At 62.0% G+C, this 23,197-nt stretch carries 23 protein-coding genes; 13 read left to right on the plus strand and 10 right to left on the minus strand.

Annotation, left to right across the window (positions count from 1 at the left end; all coding sequences use genetic code 11):
• Positions 1 to 67: 67 nt before the first annotated feature.
• The 7 genes from KZO83_RS02020 to KZO83_RS02050 are packed head-to-tail and all read left to right on the plus strand — an operon-like array spanning position 68 to position 5,965.
• Complete coding sequence (locus KZO83_RS02020; protein WP_247619568.1) at positions 68 to 1,375, plus strand: peptidylprolyl isomerase; 1,308 nt, start codon at positions 68 to 70, stop codon at positions 1,373 to 1,375.
• Positions 1,375 to 2,397: a 4-hydroxythreonine-4-phosphate dehydrogenase PdxA gene (gene pdxA / locus KZO83_RS02025; RefSeq protein ID WP_247619569.1), complete on the plus strand. Its 1,023-nt coding sequence runs from the start codon at positions 1,375 to 1,377 to the stop codon at positions 2,395 to 2,397. Before KZO83_RS02020 ends, pdxA begins: the two co-directional genes overlap by 1 nt.
• Before the next feature lie 33 nt (positions 2,398 to 2,430).
• The gene (gene rsmA, locus KZO83_RS02030) at positions 2,431 to 3,246 is read left to right on the plus strand and encodes a 16S rRNA (adenine(1518)-N(6)/adenine(1519)-N(6))-dimethyltransferase RsmA (RefSeq protein ID WP_247619570.1); all 816 of its coding nucleotides are present in this window, start codon (positions 2,431 to 2,433) and stop codon (positions 3,244 to 3,246) included.
• A complete protein-coding gene (gene apaG / locus KZO83_RS02035) occupies positions 3,243 to 3,626 on the plus strand; it encodes a Co2+/Mg2+ efflux protein ApaG (protein ID WP_247619571.1) in 384 nt (127 codons plus the stop codon). The genes rsmA and apaG overlap by 4 nt, the downstream gene beginning before the upstream one ends.
• Positions 3,627 to 3,643: 17 nt before the next feature.
• Positions 3,644 to 4,462: a symmetrical bis(5'-nucleosyl)-tetraphosphatase gene (locus tag KZO83_RS02040; RefSeq protein WP_247619572.1), complete on the plus strand. Its 819-nt coding sequence runs from the start codon at positions 3,644 to 3,646 to the stop codon at positions 4,460 to 4,462.
• A 26-nt stretch (positions 4,463 to 4,488) separates the two neighbouring features.
• On the plus strand, positions 4,489 to 4,821 hold the full coding sequence (glpE, locus tag KZO83_RS02045; RefSeq protein WP_247619573.1) for a thiosulfate sulfurtransferase GlpE: 333 nt from the start codon (positions 4,489 to 4,491) through the stop codon (positions 4,819 to 4,821).
• Between the two features lie 4 nt (positions 4,822 to 4,825).
• Positions 4,826 to 5,965 carry a tRNA nucleotidyltransferase/poly(A) polymerase-related protein gene (locus KZO83_RS02050; protein WP_247619574.1) on the plus strand — a complete coding sequence of 380 codons (1,140 nt, stop codon included), beginning with the start codon at positions 4,826 to 4,828 and terminating at the stop codon, positions 5,963 to 5,965.
• A 112-nt stretch (positions 5,966 to 6,077) separates the two neighbouring features.
• Here the strand turns inward: KZO83_RS02050 and KZO83_RS02055 are convergent, their stop codons facing one another.
• A complete protein-coding gene (locus KZO83_RS02055; protein ID WP_246939701.1) occupies positions 6,078 to 7,424 on the minus strand; it encodes a GntT/GntP/DsdX family permease in 1,347 nt (448 codons plus the stop codon).
• A gap of 160 nt (positions 7,425 to 7,584) precedes the next feature.
• Here KZO83_RS02055 and KZO83_RS02060 point away from each other — a divergent pair, with 160 nt between their 5' ends.
• A complete protein-coding gene (locus KZO83_RS02060) occupies positions 7,585 to 8,124 on the plus strand; it encodes a gluconokinase (protein WP_247619575.1) in 540 nt (179 codons plus the stop codon).
• 13 nt (positions 8,125 to 8,137) lie between these two features.
• Here the strand turns inward: KZO83_RS02060 and KZO83_RS02065 are convergent, their stop codons facing one another.
• The 3 genes from KZO83_RS02065 to KZO83_RS02075 form a co-directional block, all read right to left on the minus strand.
• Positions 8,138 to 9,145 (minus strand): LacI family DNA-binding transcriptional regulator, encoded by a 1,008-nt coding sequence (locus KZO83_RS02065; RefSeq protein ID WP_246939707.1) that lies wholly within the window; start codon positions 9,143 to 9,145, stop codon positions 8,138 to 8,140.
• 108 nt (positions 9,146 to 9,253) lie between these two features.
• Complete coding sequence (locus tag KZO83_RS02070) at positions 9,254 to 10,180, minus strand: LysO family transporter (protein ID WP_247619576.1); 927 nt, start codon at positions 10,178 to 10,180, stop codon at positions 9,254 to 9,256.
• Between the two features lie 83 nt (positions 10,181 to 10,263).
• Complete coding sequence (locus KZO83_RS02075; protein ID WP_247619577.1) at positions 10,264 to 10,947, minus strand: hypothetical protein; 684 nt, start codon at positions 10,945 to 10,947, stop codon at positions 10,264 to 10,266.
• 165 nt (positions 10,948 to 11,112) lie between these two features.
• Here KZO83_RS02075 and KZO83_RS02080 point away from each other — a divergent pair, with 165 nt between their 5' ends.
• Entirely contained in the window at positions 11,113 to 11,670 is a 558-nt protein-coding gene (locus KZO83_RS02080) for a DJ-1/PfpI family protein (RefSeq protein ID WP_247619578.1), read from the plus strand.
• A 64-nt stretch (positions 11,671 to 11,734) separates the two neighbouring features.
• Here the strand turns inward: KZO83_RS02080 and KZO83_RS02085 are convergent, their stop codons facing one another.
• The 6 genes from KZO83_RS02085 to edd form a co-directional block, all read right to left on the minus strand.
• Complete coding sequence (locus tag KZO83_RS02085; protein ID WP_247619579.1) at positions 11,735 to 12,706, minus strand: carbohydrate kinase family protein; 972 nt, start codon at positions 12,704 to 12,706, stop codon at positions 11,735 to 11,737.
• Positions 12,703 to 14,349, minus strand: a complete 1,647-nt coding sequence (pgi, locus tag KZO83_RS02090) for a glucose-6-phosphate isomerase (RefSeq protein WP_247619580.1) — start codon at positions 14,347 to 14,349, stop codon at positions 12,703 to 12,705. The genes KZO83_RS02085 and pgi overlap by 4 nt, the downstream gene beginning before the upstream one ends.
• A gap of 119 nt (positions 14,350 to 14,468) precedes the next feature.
• Entirely contained in the window at positions 14,469 to 15,344 is an 876-nt protein-coding gene (locus KZO83_RS02095) for an aldo/keto reductase (RefSeq protein ID WP_178997793.1), read from the minus strand.
• Positions 15,341 to 16,252 (minus strand): D-hexose-6-phosphate mutarotase, encoded by a 912-nt coding sequence (locus KZO83_RS02100; protein ID WP_247619581.1) that lies wholly within the window; start codon positions 16,250 to 16,252, stop codon positions 15,341 to 15,343. Before KZO83_RS02100 ends, KZO83_RS02095 begins: the two co-directional genes overlap by 4 nt.
• Positions 16,249 to 17,208, minus strand: a complete 960-nt coding sequence (glk, locus tag KZO83_RS02105) for a glucokinase (RefSeq protein WP_247619582.1) — start codon at positions 17,206 to 17,208, stop codon at positions 16,249 to 16,251. Before glk ends, KZO83_RS02100 begins: the two co-directional genes overlap by 4 nt.
• The gene (gene edd / locus KZO83_RS02110; protein WP_247619583.1) at positions 17,209 to 19,080 is read right to left on the minus strand and encodes a phosphogluconate dehydratase; all 1,872 of its coding nucleotides are present in this window, start codon (positions 19,078 to 19,080) and stop codon (positions 17,209 to 17,211) included. It lies immediately after the preceding gene.
• A 165-nt stretch (positions 19,081 to 19,245) separates the two neighbouring features.
• On the opposite strand from edd, the gene gap reads away from it, so the two are divergent.
• From gap to KZO83_RS02130, 4 genes are all read left to right on the plus strand, one after another.
• Positions 19,246 to 20,247 carry a type I glyceraldehyde-3-phosphate dehydrogenase gene (gene gap, locus KZO83_RS02115; RefSeq protein ID WP_247619584.1) on the plus strand — a complete coding sequence of 334 codons (1,002 nt, stop codon included), beginning with the start codon at positions 19,246 to 19,248 and terminating at the stop codon, positions 20,245 to 20,247.
• A 382-nt stretch (positions 20,248 to 20,629) separates the two neighbouring features.
• On the plus strand, positions 20,630 to 20,917 hold the full coding sequence (locus KZO83_RS02120; RefSeq protein ID WP_178997803.1) for a hypothetical protein: 288 nt from the start codon (positions 20,630 to 20,632) through the stop codon (positions 20,915 to 20,917).
• A 75-nt stretch (positions 20,918 to 20,992) separates the two neighbouring features.
• Positions 20,993 to 22,309, plus strand: a complete 1,317-nt coding sequence (locus KZO83_RS02125; RefSeq protein WP_247619585.1) for a sensor domain-containing diguanylate cyclase — start codon at positions 20,993 to 20,995, stop codon at positions 22,307 to 22,309.
• Between the two features lie 76 nt (positions 22,310 to 22,385).
• Entirely contained in the window at positions 22,386 to 23,192 is an 807-nt protein-coding gene (locus KZO83_RS02130; protein ID WP_040244437.1) for a dienelactone hydrolase family protein, read from the plus strand.
• Positions 23,193 to 23,197 lie beyond the last annotated feature (5 nt).

Below are 23,197 nucleotides of genomic sequence, written 5' to 3' on the forward strand. Positions count from 1 at the left end.
ACTGGCATCTATTCACCGCCGGTTCAGACATGAACCGGCGACAAGACAGTAACGTAGAGAGGACTTCATGCGCTTGAGATCGTTCGCCTCCCTGGGCTTCATGCTACTGATGGCGTTGACGCCACTGGTGGCGCTGGCACAGCCCCAGCCGCTGGATCGCATCGTGGCGGTCGTCAACAAGGATGCGATCATGCAGAGCCAGCTCGAGGATCGCGTGGCCCAGGTAAGTCAGCAGATGGCCAGGCGCAATGTGCCCGTGCCGGACAAGGAGGACCTGCGCCGCCAGGTGCTCGATCGCATGATCGTCGAGCAGATCCAACTGCAGATGGCCGACCGCGCCAATGTGAGCATTGACGATACGCAGCTCAATGCCGCCGTGCGCGATATCGCCAAGAACAATGACATGTCGCTGGATGAGTTTGCCGACTCGCTCGAGCAAGATGGCATGTCGTTGGCGGCGGTACGCGAACAAGTACGCCGCGAAATGCTGCTGCGCCAGGTGCAACAGAGCCAGGTTGCCAGTCGCGTCAACATTACCGATCGTGAAGTGGATCGCTACCTCGATCAGCAAGGTGACGCTTCCGATACGGCCTATCATCTGGCGCACATTCTCGTCGCGCTACCCGAGTCGCCCACGCCTGAACAGGTCGAACAGGCGCAGGCCAAGGCACGCGATCTTTATCGCCAGCTACAAAATGGCGCCGACTTTCAGCAACTTGCCACGGCCGATTCCGATGGCGAACAGGCGCTTTCCGGTGGTGATCTGGGCTGGCGCCGCGGTGACCGGTTACCCACGATTTTTGCCGATGTGGTGCCCCAGCTTGCCGACGGCGAGGTCAGCGAGCCGGTACGCAGCCCTAGTGGCTTCCACTTGGTCAAGCGTATCGAGACGCGTGGTGGCCAGAGCGAGCAAAAGACGGTGGTCACCGAGAACCAAGTGCGTCATATCCTGATTGGCACCAATCCGAATCGTAGCGACGAGCAGGCCAAGGCACTGGCCGAGGACATTCGTCGACGGATCGCGGGTGGCGAGAGCTTTGCCGAGCTGGCGCAGCAGTACAGCGACGATGACGGCAGTGCTCTCGATGGTGGCGAGTTGGGCTGGGTGCGTCCCGGACAGATGGTGCCGTCGTTCGAGAATGCCGTGAACGACATGGACGTGGGCGAGTTGTCTCAGCCGGTGCGTTCGCGCTTCGGTTATCATGTGATCGAGCTCGAAGATCGTCGCCAGAAGGACGTGACCCGTGATGCTCAGCGCGAACAGGTCCGTCAGACCTTGTTCCAGCGCAAAGTGAACGACGAACTCGAGGCCTGGACGCAAGAAATCCGCTCCGGCGCGTATATCGATAACCGCCTGGAAGACGGCCAGCAGTGATGACGTCTTCTCCGGTGCTGGCATTGACCACCGGCGAGCCGGCGGGAATCGGTCCGGATTTGACGCTGGCACTGGCGGCGGCCTGGCAGGATCACGAGACGCGCCTCGTCGCTATCGGCGATCCCGACTTACTGGCCGAGCGCGCCGCACGGCTGGCGCTGGCGGTGCGCATCGTCCCCTTGGCCGACGGAGCGCCAGTACCTGCGCCACGTGACGGTGTCTTGCCGGTATGGCCAGTGCGGCTGCGAACCCCCGCCGAGGCTGGTCGACTCGACCCCGCCAACGCCGCCTATGTGCTTGAAACGCTGGATATCGCCATCGCGGCCTGTCGAGATGGCCATGCCGATGCCATGGTCACCGCACCCTTGCACAAGGGTGTCATCATCGAGGGCGGTTATCCCGGTTTTACCGGCCACACCGAATACCTGCGCGATGCCTGTGGCGTCGAAGAGGTGGTGATGATGCTGGCCACCGAGCGCACTGAGCCGCCCTTGCGCGTGGCGCTGGCGACGACGCATCTCCCTCTGCGCGCGGTGGCTGATGCCATCGATGCCGAGAGTTTACGTCGCGTGACAACGATTCTGGACGCTGATCTACGTCGCCACTTCGGCATCGCGCGGCCGCGTATCCTGGTTTGCGGTCTCAATCCGCATGCCGGCGAGGACGGACACTTGGGCACCGAAGAGCGTGATATCATCGCGCCGGCGCTGGCCGAGCTACGTCGCGATGGGCTGGATCTCGTCGGTCCCTTGCCCGCCGATACGTTGTTTACGCCGCACCACCTGAAGCACGCCGATGCCGTGCTCGCCATGTATCACGACCAGGGCTTGCCAGTACTGAAATACGCCGGTTTCGGCGAAGCCGCCAACGTGACGCTGGGGCTGCCTCTGATTCGCACCTCGGTCGATCACGGAACGGCGCTCGACTTGGCCGCAAGTGGTCAGGCAGACGCCGGTAGCTTGAGGGTGGCACTCGATGTCGCCGCCAGAATGGTCCGCAGTGGCCATTTCGCACCTGAATGAATGCCCGATTGCCCCAAGGAATATGCCACGTCCATGTCCAATCGCCCCCCGGTCCACCAGGCTCGTAAACGCTTCGGTCAGAACTTCTTACGCGATCCCGGCGTTATAGCGCGCATCGTGCATGCCATCGCGCCGAGATCCGATCAGCGCCTGATCGAAATCGGTCCCGGGCAAGGCGCGTTGACGGAGCCGCTGCTTGATGCCTCCGGCGCGCTGGAGGTCATCGAGCTGGATCGTGACCTGATTCCGGGGCTGCGCGTGCAGTTCTTCAATTATCCGGCATTCGTCATTCACGAAGGAGACGCGCTCAAGTTCGACTTCGCCGCTCTCGCGGCGGAAGGGGAGACGCCCGGCAAGCCGCTACGCGTTATCGGTAACCTGCCTTATAACATCTCCACGCCGCTAATCTTTCATCTGTTGACGGCGCGTGGCGCCATCGCCGACATGCATTTCATGCTGCAAAGGGAGGTCGTCGAGCGTTTGGCGGCGACACCGGGTAGCGCGGCCTGGGGCCGTCTTTCGGTCATGGCGCAATATTATTGCCGGGTGGACAATTTGTTCGTGGTTCCGCCGGAGGCCTTTGCGCCGCGTCCCAAGGTGGAGTCGGCGATCGTGCGCTTGGTGCCGCACGCTGAGCCACCGCATGCCGCGCACGACGAAGCGCTTTTTGGCGAGATCGTGCGCGAAGCCTTCGGCCAGCGTCGTAAGACGCTGCGTAACAACTTCAAGAGCCGCCTCGACGACGCGGCCTGGGCCGCGCTAGAGATTGATGCGGGGCGTCGCCCGCAGACGCTGAGTGTCGAAGAGCTGGTGCGTATTGCCAATCATGTCGCGGGAGCGACACCATGAGCGACGTGGCCGCCGATGTGCAGGTAGAGGTCGAACCGGCCTATCAGGCAGGTGAATCCGCCCCCGCCGAACAGCGTTATGTCTTCAGTTACACGATTACCGTGCACAATCGCTCGATGCGCTCGATCCAACTGCTGGCACGTTATTGGCAGATTACTCAGAGCAGCGGCAAGGTGCAGGAAGTGCGCGGCAAAGGGGTCGTTGGGCTGCAGCCATTGATCGGTCCCGGTCAGCGCTTTCGTTATACCAGCCGCGCGGTGCTCGATGGTCCGGTGGGCGTCATGGAAGGTAGCTACACCTGTCTGGACACGACTGAGCAGCGCGCCTTCGAGGTCCCCATCGCGGCATTCCGTCTTGCGGGACCTAACCAGATACACTGAGTATGGTTGGGAGAAATATGTCGACATATGCCATCGGCGACTTGCAGGGCTGTTATGCGGAGTTCGCGGCGTTGCTTGAACGGATCGCCTTCGATCCACGACGCGACCGCCTGTGGCTAGTGGGCGACCTGGTCAACCGTGGGCCGGGATCGCTTGATTGCCTGCGTGCCGTGAAGGCACTTGGTGACAGCGCCCGGGTCGTGCTGGGCAACCATGACTTGCATTTGCTGGCGGCGGCCTGGGCCGGTGCGCCCCTCAAGCGTTCCGATACGCTGCAACCGATTCTCGAGGCCGATGACCGCGACGAGCTGCTCGATTGGCTGCGTCACCAGCCGCTGCTGGTGCATGATGCCGCGCTCGACGCGGTCATGGTGCATGCCGGATTGCCGCCACATTGGTCGCTGAAGCAGGCGCGCGACTACGCTGCCGAGGTCGAGGCGGTGTTGCGTGGCGATGCGGTGGGCGATTTCCTGGTCGCGATGTACGGCAACTCGCCGGCGCGTTGGTCGGACGACCTTGAGGGAGTCGAGCGCCTTCGGGTGATCGTCAATACCTTCACGCGCATGCGTTTCATCGCCGCCGACGGCACACTCGACTTCGACGCCAAGGAAGGCTTGGATAGCGCACCAGAAGGTTTCGCGCCTTGGTTCACCTATACGCGTAATGACGATCCGCGTATCGTCTTTGGTCACTGGGCGGCGCTTGAGGGCATGACCCCCGACGCGCGCGTGCGTGCCCTGGCGCTGGACACCGGCTGCGTGTGGGGTGGCGAGCTGACCGCGGTCGACCTGGAAAGCGGTGAACGCTACGTCGAGCCGGCCCACCCGCGGCGTTGACGCCAACTCTGCCAAGGAGCATTCCCATGTCCCACGAGACGAGTTTTACCCATCTCGCGCCGACCACGTTGGCCCAATGGCTCGAGAGTGCCCATGAGCTGACGTTGGTCGATATCCGCGACCCGTTGAGTTATTCACAAGGGCATATTCCCGGCAGCCATCACCTCGATAACGCCAGCGTGGCGGAATTGTTCGAGCGTGCACCGCGTGAACGCCCCATGGTGGTTGTCTGCTATCACGGCCATTCCAGTCAGCAGGCGGCTACCTGGCTAGCGGCCCAGGGCTTTAGCGATGTCTATAGCCTCGACGGTGGCTTCACCGACTGGGCGGCGCGTCATCCCGATCAGGTCGAGAGCTGAGCCGATGAACGCGCCTCGCGATGTGCTCGAAGGCTTCGACGTCTACCGGGTAGGCGGGGCGGTGCGCGATGCACGCCTGGGCTGGCCAGTCACCGATGAAGACTGGGTGGTGGTTGGCGCCACGCCGGAAGAGCTCACCGCGCGGGGATTCATTCCGGTGGGGCGCGACTTTCCGGTCTTCCTGCACCCGGTGACCCACGAAGAGTATGCCTTGGCGCGTACCGAGCGCAAGCAGGGCCACGGCTATACCGGGTTCGTGGTTCACGCCAGTCCTGAGGTGACCCTCGAGGGAGATCTGGCGCGCCGTGATCTGACCATCAACGCCATGGCGGAAGACCCTGAGGGGCATCTGGTCGATCCTTTCCAGGGCGCGCAGGATCTCGATGCACGCGTGCTGCGTCATGTCTCCGAAGCGTTCGTCGAAGACCCGTTGCGTGTGCTGCGTACGGCACGCTTTTGGGCGCGCTATCGTGATCTGGGCTTCGTCATCGCCGACGACACGAAGTGCCTGATGCGTCGGCTATGCGACAGCGGCGAAATCGGTCACCTCGTCGCCGAGCGTGTCTGGCAGGAAACCGTCAAGGCGCTGGCTGAGCCACGTCCCATCGCCTACTTCAAGGCGCTTCAAGCGTGCGGGGCCCTGGCCGTATGGATGCCGGAACTGAATGCCGACGCCGATCTCGACCTTGGCGAGCAAGCCATGGCGACACTGCCTGCCAGCGACGATCCTGCGATGTGGCGTTGGGCACGATTGCTCGAAGCCTTGGCGGATGATGCACGTGAGGCCTTGTGCGAACGCCTGCGCGTGCCCAATGCGTGGCGTGACCTGGCCCGCCAGGTGGCACGTACCCGGACGTTGCGGCAGAAGTATGATGATGCTGGGCTGACGGGTACCGACGTGATGGCCTGGTTCGATGCCATCGACGCCTGGCGGCGGTCCGAGCGCATCGCGCCGCTGCAGCGTTATCTGGCGCTGGAAGCCCCAGAATTGGCCAAGCTCGTCGAGGCTGCCTGGGAGGTGGCGAGCGAGATCGAACCGCGCACGCTGCTCGAGGAAGGCTATCGCGGCAAGGCGCTGGGAGAAGCGCTGGCCCAGCGTCGACTGGCTAGCATCGAGGACGTGGTCAAACTGTATAAGCTGTAAGCCTTGGCCGTGATCGCGATGCGCGCAACGGGAAAGTAGAAACCGCGATATGTAAACGCAGAAGGGGCCATCGAGGCCCCTTCTGCGTTTTTATGCGATGCGCGCGCGGAGGTTACACGAACAGCCCGATGATCAACGCGACGGCAAGCCCCACCAGCCCGATCAGGGTTTCCATCACTGTCCAGCTCTTCAGGGTCTGTGCCTCGGTCAGGCCGAAGTAACGGTTGACCAGCCAGAACCCAGAGTCGTTGACGTGACTGAGTACCGTGGCGCCGGAGGCGATGGCGATCACGATCAAGCCAAGCACTGGACCTTCCAGTCCTAGCGTGGAGATCAAGGGCGCCATCAGTCCGGCGGCGGTGATCATTGCAACAGTGGCGGAGCCTTGAACCACGCGCACGGCGGTGGAAATCAAGAAGGCGAGCAGAATCGGCGGTAGGGCACTATCGGCCATCATCTGGCCCATGACATCACCAACACCGGAATCGATAAGCATCTGCTTGAAGACGCCACCGGCACCGGTGACGAGAATGATGATGCCGGCCGGTTCGAGCGCCTTGGTGGCGACTTCCATGACATTCTCGCGGCTCATGCCACGGCGCGTACCCAAAAAGACGAACGACAGCAGTGTTGCCAGCGTCAGCGCCACGAAAGGATGACCCACGAACGCCAGGGTGGTGACGATTGGATTGTCGTCGGCCAGCACTGCGCCGGAGACGGTGTTGAGCACGATCAGCACCAGCGGCAGCAGAATGATGGCGAGGATCAGCTTGAAGCTCGGCAACCCAGTGCTATCGATCTCGTCCTTGGGCAGCTCCATGTAGTCAGGAATGCCCGCGTCGATATGCTTGGCGATATAACGCCCGAAGATCGGCCCCGCGATGATCATGGCCGGCAGGCCCGCCATGGCCCCGAAGAGGATGACATAGCCCAGGTCGGCGCCGATCAGCTCCGCCACGGCAATCGGTCCCGGCGTCGGGGGAATGAACGAATGGGTAACTGCAAGCCCGGCGAGGAGCGGGATACCATAGTAGAGTAGGGAGCGCCCGGTGCGGCGGGTCAGGGCATAGATTAGCGGCACCAGAATGATGAAGGCGACATCCAGGAACACCGGAATCGCCACCAGAAAACCGGTGACCCCCATGGCCCATTGCGAGCGGTTTTCCCCGAAGCGATTGAGCAACGTGCTGGCCAGGCGATCGACCCCGCCGGAGACTTCCAGCATTTTGCCAAACATCGCGCCAAGACCGACCACGGTCGCGACGAAGCCGAGCGTTCCCCCCATGCCGTCCTGCACGGATTGAAGAATGGCATCGAGATCCATGCCCGTGGTGAGGCCGACGATCAGGCTGACGGTCAACAGCGCGACGAAGGCATGCAGGCGCAGTCGCATGACCAGATACAACAGCAATATGATGCCGCCCAGCGCGGAAAGAAGCAGGGTGGTGGCGTTATCCATGTGAACGAAACCTCTATTGGAGGCGCGACCGGCAACGAGGGGGATGCGGCGATGGTCGCGTTGTGCCTTGGCGTCGGATTTAGGAAAATGCATGTTACCGGTAACATTCCGTGCGCAACAATGCTCCGAAAGGCGAATAGAGAAACGAGGAAAGATGAATATGGACGAATCGACGAGCAATCCGCAGCGGATCATCGTCATGGGTGTGTCGGGCTGCGGTAAGACGTCGGTCGGTGAACGTTTGGCCGAAGCGCTCGATGGGCGTTTTATCGACGGTGATACTTATCATTCGGCGACCAGCGTGGCCAAGATGTCGCGCGGGGAACCGCTCAACGATGAGGATCGTGCCGGCTGGCTGACGCGTTTGTCCGAGTTGGTGCGGGAAGGGCGCGATAACCGGGAAACCGTGGTGATTGGCTGTTCGGCGCTCAAGCGCGAGTATCGTGACTTGTTGCGTGGCGGCGATGATGCGCTGTGCTTCGTGCATCTAGCCGGTACGCGCGAGGTGCTGCTGGAGCGTCTGAAGGCGCGTCAGGATCACTTCTTCAAGGGGGAGGCCATGCTCGATAGTCAACTGGCCACACTCGAGTCACCGGGAAAAGACGAAGCGGTTACCGTTAATATCGATGCGCCGTTGGACGATGTCGTTGCTCTCAGCGTGCAGGGTGTGTCGCAGCGCGGTACCCAGCACGCCTCGTGAGCGAGGCGTGTTGTCAGGTACTTTGACGCAGAGCGATCTCGAAGCCCATGTCATGGCGAGAAGGATTGCGCGGGGCTCCCTGCAAGCGCTCGACGATCAGGCGCGCGGCCTGTTCGCCAATGGCGCGACGAGGCGTGATGACGGTGGTAAGCGTCGGCCAGGTGGCATCGGTGATGTCGAGGCCGTTGAAGCCCGCCAAGGCCAACTGCCCGGGCACATCGAGACGCCGCCGCTGACATTCGAACAAGGCCCCGGCCGCCAAATCATCGTTACAACAGAACACGGCATCCATGTCCGGCCAGCGTTCGAGCATGGCTGAAAGCAGTTCCCCGCCAAGGCGATAGGACGAGGGGCGCGGTGTCGTTTGGCAGCGTTGCGTCGAAAGCCCCGCCGCTTTCAAGGCATCTTCCCAGCCGGCCAGTCGCTGCTGCACTCGGTAATCGAGTCGTGCGCCGCAGAATCCGATGCGCCGATAGCCGGCAGCGATCAAGGCCTCCCCGATAGCACGCCCCGCCACGCGTTGATCGAGGCCGACGTTGATGTCGAGCGGGTTATCGGTTAGCTCCATGGTTTCCACGACCGGCAGACGCGCACGATTCAGAAGGCGCTGGGCGTAGTCGGTGTGTCGGGTGCTGGAGAGCACGAAGCCGTCGACGCCGTAGGCGAGGAAGGTATCGATCAGCCGCTCCTCCTCGAGGATCGAGTACCCGGTGTGGCCCATGAGCACCTGATAGCCGGCCTCGCGGAGCCCTTCATCGACGCCCCGCTGGACCTCGGAGAATACCGAATTGGAGATCGATGGCACCAGCAATGCCACGCTCAGGCTGCGTCCGCTGGAAAGCGCTCCGGCTTGGCGGTTGGGGATGTAATCCAGCACGTCGATGGCTTCTTCGACGCGCAGTCTCACCGTTTCGGAGACGCGCTGCGGCTCGCGCAGGCAACGCGAGACCGTGACTTTGCTGACGCCGACGCGTTCGGCGATATCCTGAAGCGTGACGCGACCCGATGAACGACGCGGCATGTGTGTCCCCATCTCCTTGTTATGTTATGCCGCAATGTTAGCGGTAACGTTTTCGGAGATTAGCATCCTCGTCTGGACATGACTGTTGGGCCATGGTCGCAAGCGGCGTCAGAAAGATAGCAAGAGCAGGATCAACGGCGGCGAGAGTAGCGATAGCAAGAAGCCGTTGACGATGGCGATGGGCACGCAGGCCACGCCACCGTGCTGCTGAATGACGGGCAGGGTGAAGTCCATGGACGTGGCGCCGCCATAGCCGATGGCGAGTGGCGTGGCGCGATGAATGACCAGAGGGATGAGCAGGAAAGCGAATAGTTCGCGTGCCAGGTCGTTGAAGAAGGCCACGCCGCCCAGTACCGGGCCGAGCTGATCGCCGATCAGAATGCCGGACAGCGAATACCAGCCGAACCCGGCGGCCATGGCCAGGCCCTCGTTCCAGCGCAGATCGAGCAACGGCGCGGCCAGCAAACCGCCGACCAGCGAGCTGAGCGCGACGCAGATCGCGATGACCAGGCCGTGGCGATTGAGCAGTATCTGCTTGAGTGGCATGCCCGAGTTGCGCAACTGGCAACCGATCAACGCCAGCAGCAGGTAAAGCGCCCATTCGGCGAGTGGCTCCGCCCAGGCATGTACGACCCCGTCGCCCCAATGGCCGGCCGCCACGCCGAATAGCGTTCCCAAGACCACCACGCCTGCCAGCGACAACGAGCCGGCCAGCGCCGCGCCGGTGCTGGTCGGTGCGTTGGCGACGCGCGGCGACTCTCCGGCACGCAGGCGGCTGCGGCGTGACAACCAGGCCAACGCCAGCAAGTTGAGCGGGGTGATGATCGCGAACAAGGTCGCGGCCTGGCCGCTCATGCGCGAGAGCTGGCCCAGCAGGTCCTCGAGGCCGGCGAGACTGACGCCCATCAAGAACAGGATGATGTAGACCGAGGCGTTCACGCCGCGCTCGATCAGAGCCAGAGCGCCGCGATGACGAATCGGGATGAGATAGCCCACGATCAAGGGCAACAAGATCAACAGCAATCCGGCCAGCATGCGCGCTCCAGGTAGGACTTCACGAAAGCTCGCCACTCTATGCGAGCGTTCGCGGCGACGCAAAAGCTTTTGCTTATGGGCGGTTAGCGCTTTTCATCCCGTTGCAGTTCGGTCAACACCATACGACTCGTCAGCTCGCCGTCGCGGTAGTATTCCACGCTGATCAGCAAGCCGGGTGTGGTCGATGAAAAGGCCAGGCGTAGGCGGCGGTTGGGCTTTTCAGGATTCCATCCATCGACCCAGCGGGCCTCGAACGCGCCGGCCGGGACCTCGAGCGTTTGCGGTGCCGCGACGCGATAAGCGAAATGCTCGGTACGTCCTTTGTGGTCGGCATATGCCAGTTCGCATGGGGTGGCTTTGTCATCCTGGCAGGGCGCATCGTCCAGCTTCCGGGATAGTTGGAACAAGGCACTCTGGCGATCGGGCAGGTCGGCGAGGTCGCGTGCCGATAGGTAATAACGCTCCCCGAGGCCGAACAGCGAATAGCCGCTGGCATAGTGCCAGGCTTGCACGTCCTCTTCCTGGAGGCGGAATTTTCCGCGCTCGTAGCCCTCGGCAGTGAGGATGCTGGCGCGCATCTCGCTTTGCCAGTCGTTCGTTGAAAGATGGCTGAGGCGGTGATCGACGTCGGCATCCGGCCAGCCGTCGAGGCGCAGGTGATAAGTGGCGCTGAAGGGGGTAGGTGTGTCCTGGGCGTTGGCAGCGCCGGTCAGGCCGCTCAGGACCACCACCAGCACCTGCATCACTAGGCGCGATAATCCAGGCATGGGTTCCTCCGCCGTGGGGTTTGGAGCATGTGGCGATGAATGCAGCCGGCAATGGATGGGGGAGCGGGGCGTGACAGGCTTTCGCGTGCGATGCGCCGCGTCAGGCGCTACGCTGAAAGTAGCGGCATAGTATCACTTTCCTCTTCCCTTTCAGGAGGCTGACGCATGGCCAGCATACTGTTGATCGCTGGGGATTTCGTCGAAGACTACGAAATCATGGTGCCGTTTCAAGCGTTGCAGGCGATGGGGCACAGCGTCGAAGCCGTATGCCCGGACAAGAAAAAGGGCGACAGTATCAAGACGGCGATTCACGACTTCGAAGGCGACCAGACCTATTCCGAAAAGCCCGGTCATCGCTTCAGCCTGAATGCTAGTTTCGCCGATATCGACGCTTCCGGCTACGACGCGCTGGTGGTGCCGGGTGGACGCGCCCCCGAATATCTTCGCCTCGATGAGCGGGTGTTGGCGTTGGTGCGTCATTTCATGGAAGCCGACAAGCCCGTTGCCGCCATCTGTCACGGCGCGCAGTTGCTCGCCGCTGCAGTATCGCTAAGCGGGCGACGTGTCTCGGCTTATCCCGCCTGTGCGCCGGAGGTGCGGCTGGCGGGCGGTGAGTTCGTCGAGCTCGCGGCGGATCAAGCGGTGACCTGTGGCCGGTTGGTCTCGGCCCCGGCCTGGCCCGCGCATCCCGAATGGCTGAAGCAGTTCAACGCCCTGCTGTAAAGGTGGCGGGCACGCGCTGCCCCGGTGTGTGCCCAGTGGTGCGGCGGTGCTTCCCCGCCGGACATTAGGCCATGGCGTCGAGGTCGTCGCGGGTGGGCAGTGCCGTATAAGCGCCGGGACGCGTTACGGCGAAGGCTCCGCAGCGACAGGCACGCTGGGTGGCATCACGCAAGCGGGCCTCGTCCTGGCACCATTCGCCCAGCGTAGCGGCGGTGATATCGGCCTCGGCCAACTGCGCCAGCAGGCCGCCGACGAAGGCATCGCCCCCGGCGGTGGTGTCCACGGCCGTCACGTCGGGCGGTGTGACATGAATGACCTTGCCAAGCCGGTGCACGACGACCGGGTCTGGCCCGTCGGTGATTACGATCAGGCGCACGCCAGCAGCGAGACGCCATTGCAGCCACGTATCGGCGTCGTGATCGCCGCGCAGTAGGTCGAGCTCCTCGCGGGACAGCTTGAGCAAGTGTGCGTGGTCGAGCAGGGCGGTGACACGGCCGATATCGACGCGGTTATCGGGCCACAGGTTGTGGCGCAGGTTGGCATCGACGCTGATCAAGGCTTCGCCGCGCCGCGCGATGTCGGCGATGCTCAGTGTGGTCTCGGCGATTGCGTCATCGGTGAGGCTGTTGCTGCACATGTGCAGGATCGCCGGCTCGGCGAAGATGCCGGCGGGCAAATGCTCGAGACGATAAAGCAGATCCGCCGCGGGGGGTCGGTAAAAGTCGAAACGCCGCTCGCCCTGGGCATCGCGCGAGACGAATGCCAGAGCCGTGCGCGCCTCACGCGTGCGGCGAATGTCCTCGACCGACACGCCATGACGCGCAAGTTCCTCCACGAGAAAGTCGCCGAAGCGGTCGTCGCCGACCATGCCCAAGAAGCGACTCGACAGCCCCAGGCGGGCGCAGGCCACAGCGACATTGGCCGGCGCGCCGCCCGCATAGGGCGTGAAGGTTTCGGGGATGTCGTCGGTGGCGTCATCCAGGCGATTGGACAGCATGTCGACGAGTGCCTCGCCGAAGGCAATGAGCGGTGTCATGACGTCTTTCCTCGTGATTTCTTGTTGTTGTCCGGTGCCTTGCCGTTCGACGCCGATGCAGGAAAGTGCTCGCGGACCAGCGACAGCAGGCCCTGGGTCGAGGCATCGAAGTCCCCGACGTTGGTGTCGATACGCTCGCTAATCTCGCCGGCGATACGCTTACCGAGTTGAACGCCCCATTGATCGAAGGAGTTGATGTTCCAGATCACGCCCTGGACGAAGACCTTGTGTTCGTACAAGGCGATCAAGGCGCCCAGATTCTTGGGCGTCAACTCATCGAGCAACAGTGTGCTCGAGGGACGGTTGCCGGGACAGCTATAGGGATCGAGTTGGCTGCCGTCCTGGCTGCCTTCCATGAAGGCGTTGGCCTGCGCGAGCATGTTGGTGAGCAGGGCGAAGTGGTGATCCTCGAATTCCGGCTCGGGTTTGAGCGAGGCGATGAAGTCGATGGGTACGTAGCGCGTGCCCTGGTGCAGCAGCTGGAAGAACGCATGCTGCCCGTTGGAACCCGTCTGCCCCCAGACGATGGGGCCGGTCTTGTAATTCACCGGCTGACCGAAGATATCCACCGACTTGCCGTTGGATTCCATGTCGAGCTGTTGGAGAAACGACGGTAGCTGATGCAAGGCCTGATCGTAAGGCACGATGGCATGCGTTTCGGCGCCGATGAAATTGATGTACCAGATGCCGATCAACGCCATGAGTACCGGCATGTTCTGCTCGAATGGTGCCTCGATGAAGTGCTGGTCCATTTCGTAGGCGCCTTCGAGGAGTTCCATGAACCCTTCGAAGCCGATGGACAATGCGATGGGCAGACCGATCGACGACCACATCGAGTATCGCCCGCCGACCCAGGCCCAGAATTCGAAGACGTTTTCCTCGCGGATGCCGAATTCCATCGCGGCCTTGCGGTTGGTCGAGGCAGCAATGAAATGCGCGCCGACATCGGCATCTTCGCCGGCATTGTCGAGGAACCAGCGTCGCGCGGTCTTGGCGTTGAGCAGCGTTTCCTGGGTCGAAAAGGTCTTGGTCGAGACGATGAACAACGTGGTCGCTGGGTCGAGTGCTCTCAGCACTTTCTGGATGTGCGCGCCGTCGACGTTGGAGACAAAGTGAAAGTTGAGTTCGCCGTGGCGGTGCTTGAGCAACGCGCGGCAGGCCATGTTGGGCCCCAGGTCCGAGCCGCCGATGCCGATGTTGACCACATCTTTGATCCGCTCGCCGCTGTAGCCCTTCCAATCACCGCTGCGTACTTCCTCCGAGAAGCGCTTGATCTGTTCGCGCGTGCTTTGAATCTCGGGCATGACGTTCTTGCCATCGGCGTAGACCGGCTCATCACCCAGATGACGCAGGGCGGTATGCAGGACTGGGCGATCTTCGGTGACGTTGATGATGTCACCGGAGAACATCTGCGCGCGACGCTGCACCAGGGCCGAGTGATCGGCGAGTTCGATCAGTTTGGCGAGTACCGCGTCGGAGACATGGTGCTTGGAGTAATCCAGGAACAAGCCGCCGACGCGCAGGCTCATCTTGTCGAAACGCTTGGGGTCTGCGGCAAAGTAATCACTGATGCGATCATCGGCGGTCTCGCGGTGGAGACGTTCGAGAGCGCGCCAGGTGACGCTGCGCGTGAGTTGGAACATGGCGTCATCCTTATTCATGAATCGAGCGGCATGACCACGCGGGTCGGTTGGATGAATCGTGTCAGCTTGCCATCGGGTCCACAATGCTCATGCGACGAAAGCCGCATGCGAGACCCAGGCTAGGCCACACGATGACTGCGTGCCTCTTCAAGCAATGCGAACCAAGTGGCCCGATCCAGCGTCAGGTTGCTGTCACGGTGCAATGCTTGAATACGACTTTCCTTGAGGGTGCCGATGACAGGCGCGGGATGTCCCGGCAGGCGTCGTAGCCAGGCCAGAGCCAGTCCGGCGGTACTCGACTCGAACTCTTCGGCGAAATGCTCCAGCGCGCTGCCCAGAACATCCTCGAAGACCAATCCACCACCGAGTGGTGACCAGGCCATGGGCGCGAGGTCGTCGGCGATCACGGCATCATAGAATCCATCGAAAAGCACTTCCGGACGTGCCAGCGACAGCTCAAACTGATGTGCGCCGAGCGGGTGGCGCATGGCGGCCTGCAGGCGTCGCCACTGCTCGGGCAGGAAGTTGGAAACACCCACTGCGCCGACCTTGCCGGCGTCGATGGCGGCATCCAGTGCGGCTGCAGTGGCAGAGGCATCGAGTAGCGGATCGGGGCGGTGTAGCAGGAAGTGATCGAGGCGCTCGACGCCAAGCTGCTCCAGCGAAGCGTCGATTCGCGCATTCAGGTACTCGGGGGAGGTATCGTAATGCTTGACCCCGAAACGCGATGTGTCACGTGCGGGCAGCACGATATCCGTTTTGGTGATTACCTTGACGCGGGCCTTGAGCGCTGGGCGTCGTGCCAAGGCCTCGCCGAACAGTCGTTCACACTCACGATTGCCGTAGATATCAGCGTGATCGAACCAATCGAGCCCTTCATCGAGGCGTGCTTCGATCCAGTCGGCCAAGCGCGTGGCACCGGCGAGTTCGGGGCGCTCGTGAAGACGCATCATGCCTAGCACAAAAGGAACGTCAAACGTCAGCTCATCGCTCATTGCGTCATGTCCTCGCGGGTCAGGGTAGTGGCCAGGAGGTGTTGGGCGCCAGGCACCAGCCATACGGGGTCGACGCGGGTACAGGCGGCCTCGACGCACAGGAAGCGGTAGCCGACATCGGCGGGCGTGTCGCCGGGCAACTCAGTGTCAGGATGCCATACCACCGTGGAATCGCTGCCTTGCTTGGCGATCTGAAGGCGGCGTGCGCCGTCGTCGAGCACGAGTGGACGATTGGATTCGTAGATGCGATCCAGTGGGCCGCGCACACCGAGCTCGCCCTGTTGGTGCGCCTCGGAAAAGTCCTGTCGCTTGTCCAGGTAGCGCGCGCCGGCCAGTCCCTCGACACGGCATTGATGCGTATGCGCAACACTCAGGTAGCTATGCAATGCCGCGGTCAGTTTCACGGGCGTTTCGCCGCGGTGTTCGGTAACCAGCTCGACATGCAGGCGTTGGGCGCTGGCGTGGATCATCACGCGGGGCGTGAGTTGTTCGTCGAGGCGTGCTGTCGGCGACAGGTGCACCTCGACGCCTTCGTCCTCGTCGTCGACGCCGTCCAGTCGCCATTCGGCCTGACGCGCAGTGCCATGCTTGGGGCCGCGGCCGTCCGGCGACTCGTCGGCGAACCAGGGCCAGCATACCGGGATGCCGCCGCGGATCGTGCCGGGCAGTGCCTGTGGCGTGGGGGTGACCCACAGCCAGCCGTCCTCCTTGCTGGGTGCCGGTTGGGTGCCTGTGGCCCGCTCGGTGTCGGGGGCGAAAGGCAAATAGTGCAGTACCTGAGCGCCTTGCAGAGAGACCGCGAGTTCTCCCCAGGCCGTGTTGAACAATAGCACGCGACGGCCTTGCCATTCGGCTTCGCGCTGCCCCTGGGTCGCGTCGAGCAATTGACGCAGGGAATCAGGAATCATGCCACCTCCTCGTTATGTAACGCTTCGCAGGCACCCAGCAACCCATTCCAGGGTGCTGTGACCACCCACACGGGAATGTGAGCAGTGTACGCGTGCATGCGTCCTTTGTCGGTGAAGGCGTCGCGGAAATGGCTGTGGGGCAGCCAATCGAGAAGGCGTGGCAGGATACCACCACACAGATAGACGCCGCCACGCGCACCGAGCATCAAGGCTGCATCGCCGCTGACATCGCCGAGAATCTTGAGGAAGCGCTCTAGAGACTGACGCGCGAGCGGGTCGCCAGCGCGTGCCGCGCCGGTCACCTCGGCAGGCGTGTTGTAATGGGCAATCTGCTTTGCCAGGTGCGCATTCGCGCGATAAAGATCCAGCAAGCCTTGACCACAGAGAATACGTTCTACCGAGACGCGCCCGTAGTGTTGATAAAAGTACGCCAGCAGCTCGCGTTCATGCGCGTCGGTGGGCGCGAAGGACACGTGTCCGCCTTCGGTGGGAAGTGGTATCCAGTCGTGCTGACCGGGAAAGAGACCCGCCATTCCCAGGCCGGTGCCGGGGCCGAAGATCAACCTTGCGCTGCCCGGCGCGGCCTCGCCTTCTCCTAGCGGCACCAGGTCCTTGGCATCCACGTGGGGAACACCCAAGGCTTGTGCGGTGAAGTCGTTGATGACCTTGAATAACTCGAACCCGAACTCCTCGGTAACCTGGCGCTTGGAGAAGCACCAAGCGTTGTTGGTCATGCGGACTTCATCGTTGTGTACGGGGCAGGCGAAGGCGAGACAGGCCTCGCGGGGGGCGTCTGCGCCCACCTCGTCGAGGTAGGCGCGAATCGCCTCGGACAATGTCGGGTAGTGCGCACAAGGAAGCGTTCGGATGGCCTGAAGATCGAACGCCCCCGGCGTCACCAAGGCGAAGCGGGCATTGGTGCCGCCGATGTCGCCAATCAAGGCAGGTCGGCTCATTCAGACATCCCCACCTTGAGTGTGCGCTCCTTGGCGGGCGAGGTCGTCGGCCTCGAAGCCGCCCAGTACGCTGCAGCCTTCTTCGCCGCGCATAGCGAGCTGGCGGAAGCCGCCGAAGAGCTCGCGTCCCAGCCCTACATGGTAGTGATCGAGGTTGCCGACAGCCTGCTCGCGTTGCGCCCAGGTCTGTGCGTCGAGTTTTACTTCCAGGCGGCCGTTGTCGGCGTCGAGGCGCACGACATCGCCATCGCGCAGCTTGCCCAACGGACCGCCGTCGAGGGCCTCGGGTGTCATGTGAATCGCCGCGGGGACCTTGCCGGAGGCGCCGGACATGCGGCCATCGGTCACCAGCGCGACCTTATAGCCGCGATCCTGCAGGACCCCGAGATAGGGTGTGAGCTTGTGCAGCTCGGGCATGCCGTTAGCCTGAGGGCCCTGAAAGCGGACGACAGCGATGACGTCACGGTCCAGCTCGCCGGCTTCGAAGGCGCCTTGGAGGTCGTTCTGATCCTCGAAGATTCGAATGGGTGCTTCCACCAGGCGATTTTCCTGCTTCACGGCGGAGATTTTGATCACGCCGCGTCCCAGGTTGCCGTCGAGTACCGTCAGTCCACCGGTCGGGGAGAAGGGGTTCGATACCGGGCGCAGGACGTCCTCGTCGAGGCTTTGTTCGGGGCCTTCGCGCCAGATCAGTTCGCCGTCCTCGAGGAAGGGCTCTTTGGTGTAGGCCGTCATGTCGGTACCGAACGCGGTCGGGATGTCGCTATGGATGAGCCCGGCATTGAGCAGCTCACGAAACAGGAGGCTCATGCCGCCCGCGGCCTGGAAGTGGTTGATGTCTGCCTGGCCGTTGGGATAGACGTGCATCAGGCTCGGCGTTACCGCGGAAAGATCGGTGAAGTCATCCCAGGTCAGGGTCAGTCCCGCAGCGGCGGCCATGGCCACCAGGTGCAGGGTATGGTTGGTGGAGCCGCCCGAGGCGAGCAGACCGACGATGGCGTTGACGATGGCGCGGGCGTCGATCTGCTTGTAGAAGGGCCGGTAATCGCCACCCGGCTCGGTGTTGCGAATCGTCTGCTGGGTGGCGAACTGAGTCAGGGCTTCGCGCATTTCGGTGCCAGGATTGACGAACGATGTCCCTGGCAGGTGCAGGCCCATCATTTCCATCATCAGCTGGTTGGAGTTGGCGGTGCCGTAAAAGGTGCAGGTGCCGGGGCTGTGATAGGACTGCGACTCGGCTTCCAGCAGGTCTTCACGCGTCGCCTTGCCCTCGGCAAAAAGCTGGCGGACCCGGGCTTTTTCCTTGTTGGGTAGGCCGCTGGGCATCGGGCCGGCGGGCACGAAGGTGGCCGGCAGGTGGCCGAAGCGCGCAGCCGCGATGAACAGCCCCGGTACGATCTTGTCGCACACGCCGAGGTAGAGCGCGCCATCGAACATGTTGTGCGACAGGCCTACTGCCGTGGCCATGGCGATGACATCGCGTGAGAACAGTGACAGCTCCATGCCGGGCTGGCCCTGAGTAACGCCGTCGCACATGGCGGGAACGCCACCCGCGAACTGGGCGGTCGAGCCCATTTGTCGAGCGGCATCCTTGATGGTAGCAGGGAAGGTCTCGAGGGGCTGATGCGCCGACAGCATGTCATTGTAGGCCGATATGATGCCCAAATTGGCGGAGTTCATCAGCTTGAGCTGATTCTTGTCCTGGCTGCCGCAGGAAGCGACACCATGAGCAAGGTTGCCGCAACTGAGGTCGCTGCGGTGGACCCCGCGCTTGTACTGATCGTGCATGCGCTTTTCGTAGAGTGCTCGGCGTTCCTTGGAGCGTTCTTCGATGCGGCGAGTAACGTCGGCAACGGTCTGATTCAGTGGCATGTCAGGACCTCATCAAGTGCGTTGGGTGGTCATGTAAGTAAATTTAGCAAAAAATACCTTGATGGTCGTGCGTCTTTTGCCCAAATTAAGGGGATAGCTGTAGTATTCTTCCAAAAGGTACTTATCGTATCCTTGGGGTGACGCCAATCAAAGGAGGAAGCCATTATGACGCTGCGTATTGCAATCAATGGGTTTGGGCGTATCGGTCGTAACGTCCTGCGGGCTCTCTACGAAAACGGTTATCGCGACCGCGTCGAGGTTGTGGCCATCAACGATCTGGGCGACCCATCGCTCAATGCCCATCTACTCAAGCATGATAGCGTGCATGGACACTTCATGTTCGAGGTAGGGCACGACGACGAGTCGCTGAACGTCGATGGCGACCGCATTCGCATATTATCCGAGCGTGATCCGGCCGCTTTGCCTTGGACATCGCTGAATGTCGATCTGGTCATGGAGTGCACGGGGCTCTTCACCAAGCGTGACGCCGCCGCCAAGCACCTCGAGGCTGGTGCCGAGCGTGTATTGATCTCCGCGCCCAGCGGCGATGCCGATGCCATGGTGGTGTTCGGTGTCAACGAGGACGTGTTGACCAGTGAGCATCGTGTGGTTTCCAACGCCTCTTGCACCACCAATTGCCTGGCGCCGGTCGCCAAGGCGCTCAACGATGCGGTGGGCATCGAAAATGGCTTGATGACGACGGTGCATGCTTACACCAACGACCAGAATCTGTCCGATGTCTACCACAAGGATCCCTACCGGGCGCGTAGTGCGACCCAGTCGATGATTCCTACCAAGACGGGCGCTGCGGCGGCCGTGGGACGAGTGTTGCCCGAGCTCGAAGGCAAGTTCGATGGTTTGGCGGTCCGCGTGCCGGTCATCAATGTGTCGCTGGTCGATCTGACCTTTACTGCCGGCCGTGAAACCACTCAGGAAGAAATCAACGCCATCGTCGAGAAGGCGGCCGAGACGTCTCCTGTGCTGGCCTCTAATGCTCAGCCACTGGTGTCGATCGATTTCAACCACGATGCGAACTCATCCACCTTCGATGCCAACCACACGCGCGTCAATGGCCGCCTCGTCAAGGTGATGGCGTGGTACGACAACGAATGGGGTTTCTCCAACCGTATGCTGGATACGGCACTGGCAATGCACGCGGCCAAGTAAGGCCATCGTCGGTGACGTAACCACACCGTGTGGGAGCGTCCGGACATGCGTCTCGCGCACTCACGGCTCCGCTCGATCGTTGTCCGTTCGCTCTCGCTTCCCATCGAGTGCGTCAGTACTCGGGAAATCAGGCGCCTCAGGGCGCCTTTTTTCTGCCGGAGGCATTCAAGATTCGATACCCCTCGGCCGATGTTCCAAAGTAAGGCAGCACCGCATTGCCACTGGCATGTTGCAACTTTCGTGACGATGCCTAAGTTCCTAACCTGTAGAGAATGACGAAAGTGCCATAATGAGTCCATCATCACGTCATGGTCGGGTTTATCCCCTTCCTGTGATAGACTGCAAAAGGCATGCATCATTTCTCATCAACGGAACGGGCATCATGCGCGATTTTGTGCAACAGGCTCATCGGCTAGTCGGTGTCATGCTGCGCGACGGACACCGCAATCGCCAAGGAAAGATCACCGGTGTCGATCAATCGCGCGACACGCCTGCCGTCTACGTCGCTTGGTCGGGACAGTCCCGTTGCGAGCGTGTGGCGCTGAGCATTGAAGAGCTGCGCACCCTGGTGTCGGCCTATCTCGAAACGCATGATCGCCGACCCGTTGAGCAAGCCGAGCCGGAAGCTTCACAGGTCTCGCCGCCGCAACGGCGCACCGGGGTGCGGTAGCCCGCTTGTGCCTTCGCCGAGTCAGCGGTCGTGTGAATTCGTCACGAAGCCTGTGAAGTGGGGCGATGATTCATTATGGACATACCGGCCGCGAAGGGGTTCTCCACGCTTCCCAGCGATTGCGATGCATTGCTGGAGGGCTCTCCCGCCATCCTATATGCGACCGGCCCCGGCTGGTGGCGTAACGATCTGCACTACGTTAGCTATAATCTCGCGACGCTGATCGGCGCCACGCGGGCGCAACTTCAGTCTACTCCTGCTTTGTGGCTCGAGCATGTCCGCGATGCTGAGGACGTCGAGGCACGTCTGTTCGCGGGGCTGGCGGCGGGCGAGTCGCGTCTTCGCCTGTATTATCGCATTGCATGCGCCGAGGGGCATGTTCGGTACATGCAAGATGATATAGCAGTGCAGCGTGACGCCACGGGCGATGTGATCGAGTTGGTGGGTTCCTTAGCCGACATCAGCGAGACGCAGGTGGCGCTTACCCGTCTTGAGGGATTGGCCGACAGCGAGCGCCGCTATCGCTTTATCGTCGAAAATGTCAGCGATGCCATCCTGTTGATGGACGCCGATGGGGAGTGCCGTTTCGCGTCGCCGTCGATTCGCGGCCTGCTCGGGCATCGTCCCGAAGCTTTGCACGATCGCGGACTGTTGGAGCTGTTGCCGCCGGACGACGCGCCGCGCGTGCAGCGCCTGATTCACGATGCCTCGCGTCATGGCGAACCATTGCGCATGGAACTGCGCATGCGGCATCGACTAGGTCATTATGTGTGGCTGGAGACTTGTTGTTCGCCCTATTTGAACCCTGCCAGCGAACGCTACGAATGGATCCTGGCGGTGGCCCGCGATATTACCGACCGCAAGCATCGCGAGCATCGTCTACATGAGCTTTCGACAACTGATAGTCTCACCGGAGCGCTCAATCGTGGTGCCTACTTGAGTTGCTTGCGTAGTGGCTTGGAGGCCGCCGATCATGTGTTCCAGCGTGTGTCTCTGATGATTTTCGATATCGACCATTTCAAGACGATCAACGACACTTGGGGGCATGCGGCCGGCGATCTGGTGTTGGCTTGCGTGGGCGAGATATGCCGTACTGCGTTACGCGATCATGATGTGTTCGGGCGCATCGGTGGGGAAGAATTCTCGTTGATGCTGGCCGGCCAGTCACTGAACGACGCGGCGTTGCTGGCCGAGCGGCTGCGCAAGAAATTCGAAAGCGTTCGGGTCGAATTTCATGGTGAATGGCTGAGTTTTTCAGTCAGTTTCGGCGTAGCGGAACGCCAATCTCACGAGGGGGTGGAGTCGCTGCTGCATCGCGCTGACATGGGGCTCTATGCCGCCAAGCACAATGGCCGCAACCGCGTGCACCAGGCGCCACCACAACCCGTATGAACAGGTGATGACCTGACATTCGTTGCCACATCGCCGCGCATTAGCCGGACACGACGTAAGAATCAAGGAGAAGAACATGATGCGACTTCTACTGGCCTGTTTGCTAAGCATGCTGAGCCTGGGCGCCTGGGCGGAGACCGTGGAGGGCCCGAAGGTCGTTGGTGAGACGTTCGAATATTCCACTGGCGGAGAAACGTATCAGGGGTACCTGGCACGCAACGTCAATGACGAGGAGCCGCGCCCCGCGGTGTTGTTGGTGCACGAATGGTGGGGTCTCAACGATTACGCGAAGTCACGCGCCGATCAACTGGCGGCGCTGGGATTCGTCGCCTTGGCGGTCGATATGTACGGTCAAGGCAAGACTGCCGCGCATCCCGACGATGCGCAGGCGTTTTCCAAGCGTGTCATGAGTGACTGGCCTACGGCGCGTGCGAGCCTCGAGGCGGCCATGACCAAGCTGCGAGAGCAGCCCTACGTCCGTGGCGATCGTATGGCGGCGTTGGGATATTGCTTCGGTGGCGGCGTGGTGATGAACATGGCGTTGGCGGGCATGCCCATTGAGGCAGCGATCAGTTTCCATGGCAGCCCTACTCAAGCGGTCTCCGACCCGCAGCCCTTCGATGGCATCGTGCAGATTCACAATGGCGAAGCCGATGGCCTTGTCGAATCGGATGCGCTGGAGTCGATGGCACAGACGCTAAGCGATCAGGGCGCTGAGGTGCGCGTGGTGCAGTATCCGGGCGCCAAGCATGGTTTCAGCAATCCGGGATCCGATGCCAAGGCTGACGAGTTCGATCTGCCCTTGGGTTATGATGCCGCCGCCGACGCGGCCTCTTGGCAATCGGCCCTGGTGGCACTGGATCGTGCTCTCAACCAAGACTGACATAC

This window comes from Chromohalobacter moromii (assembly GCF_023091865.1).
GTDB classification, from domain to species: domain Bacteria; phylum Pseudomonadota; class Gammaproteobacteria; order Pseudomonadales; family Halomonadaceae; genus Chromohalobacter; species Chromohalobacter moromii.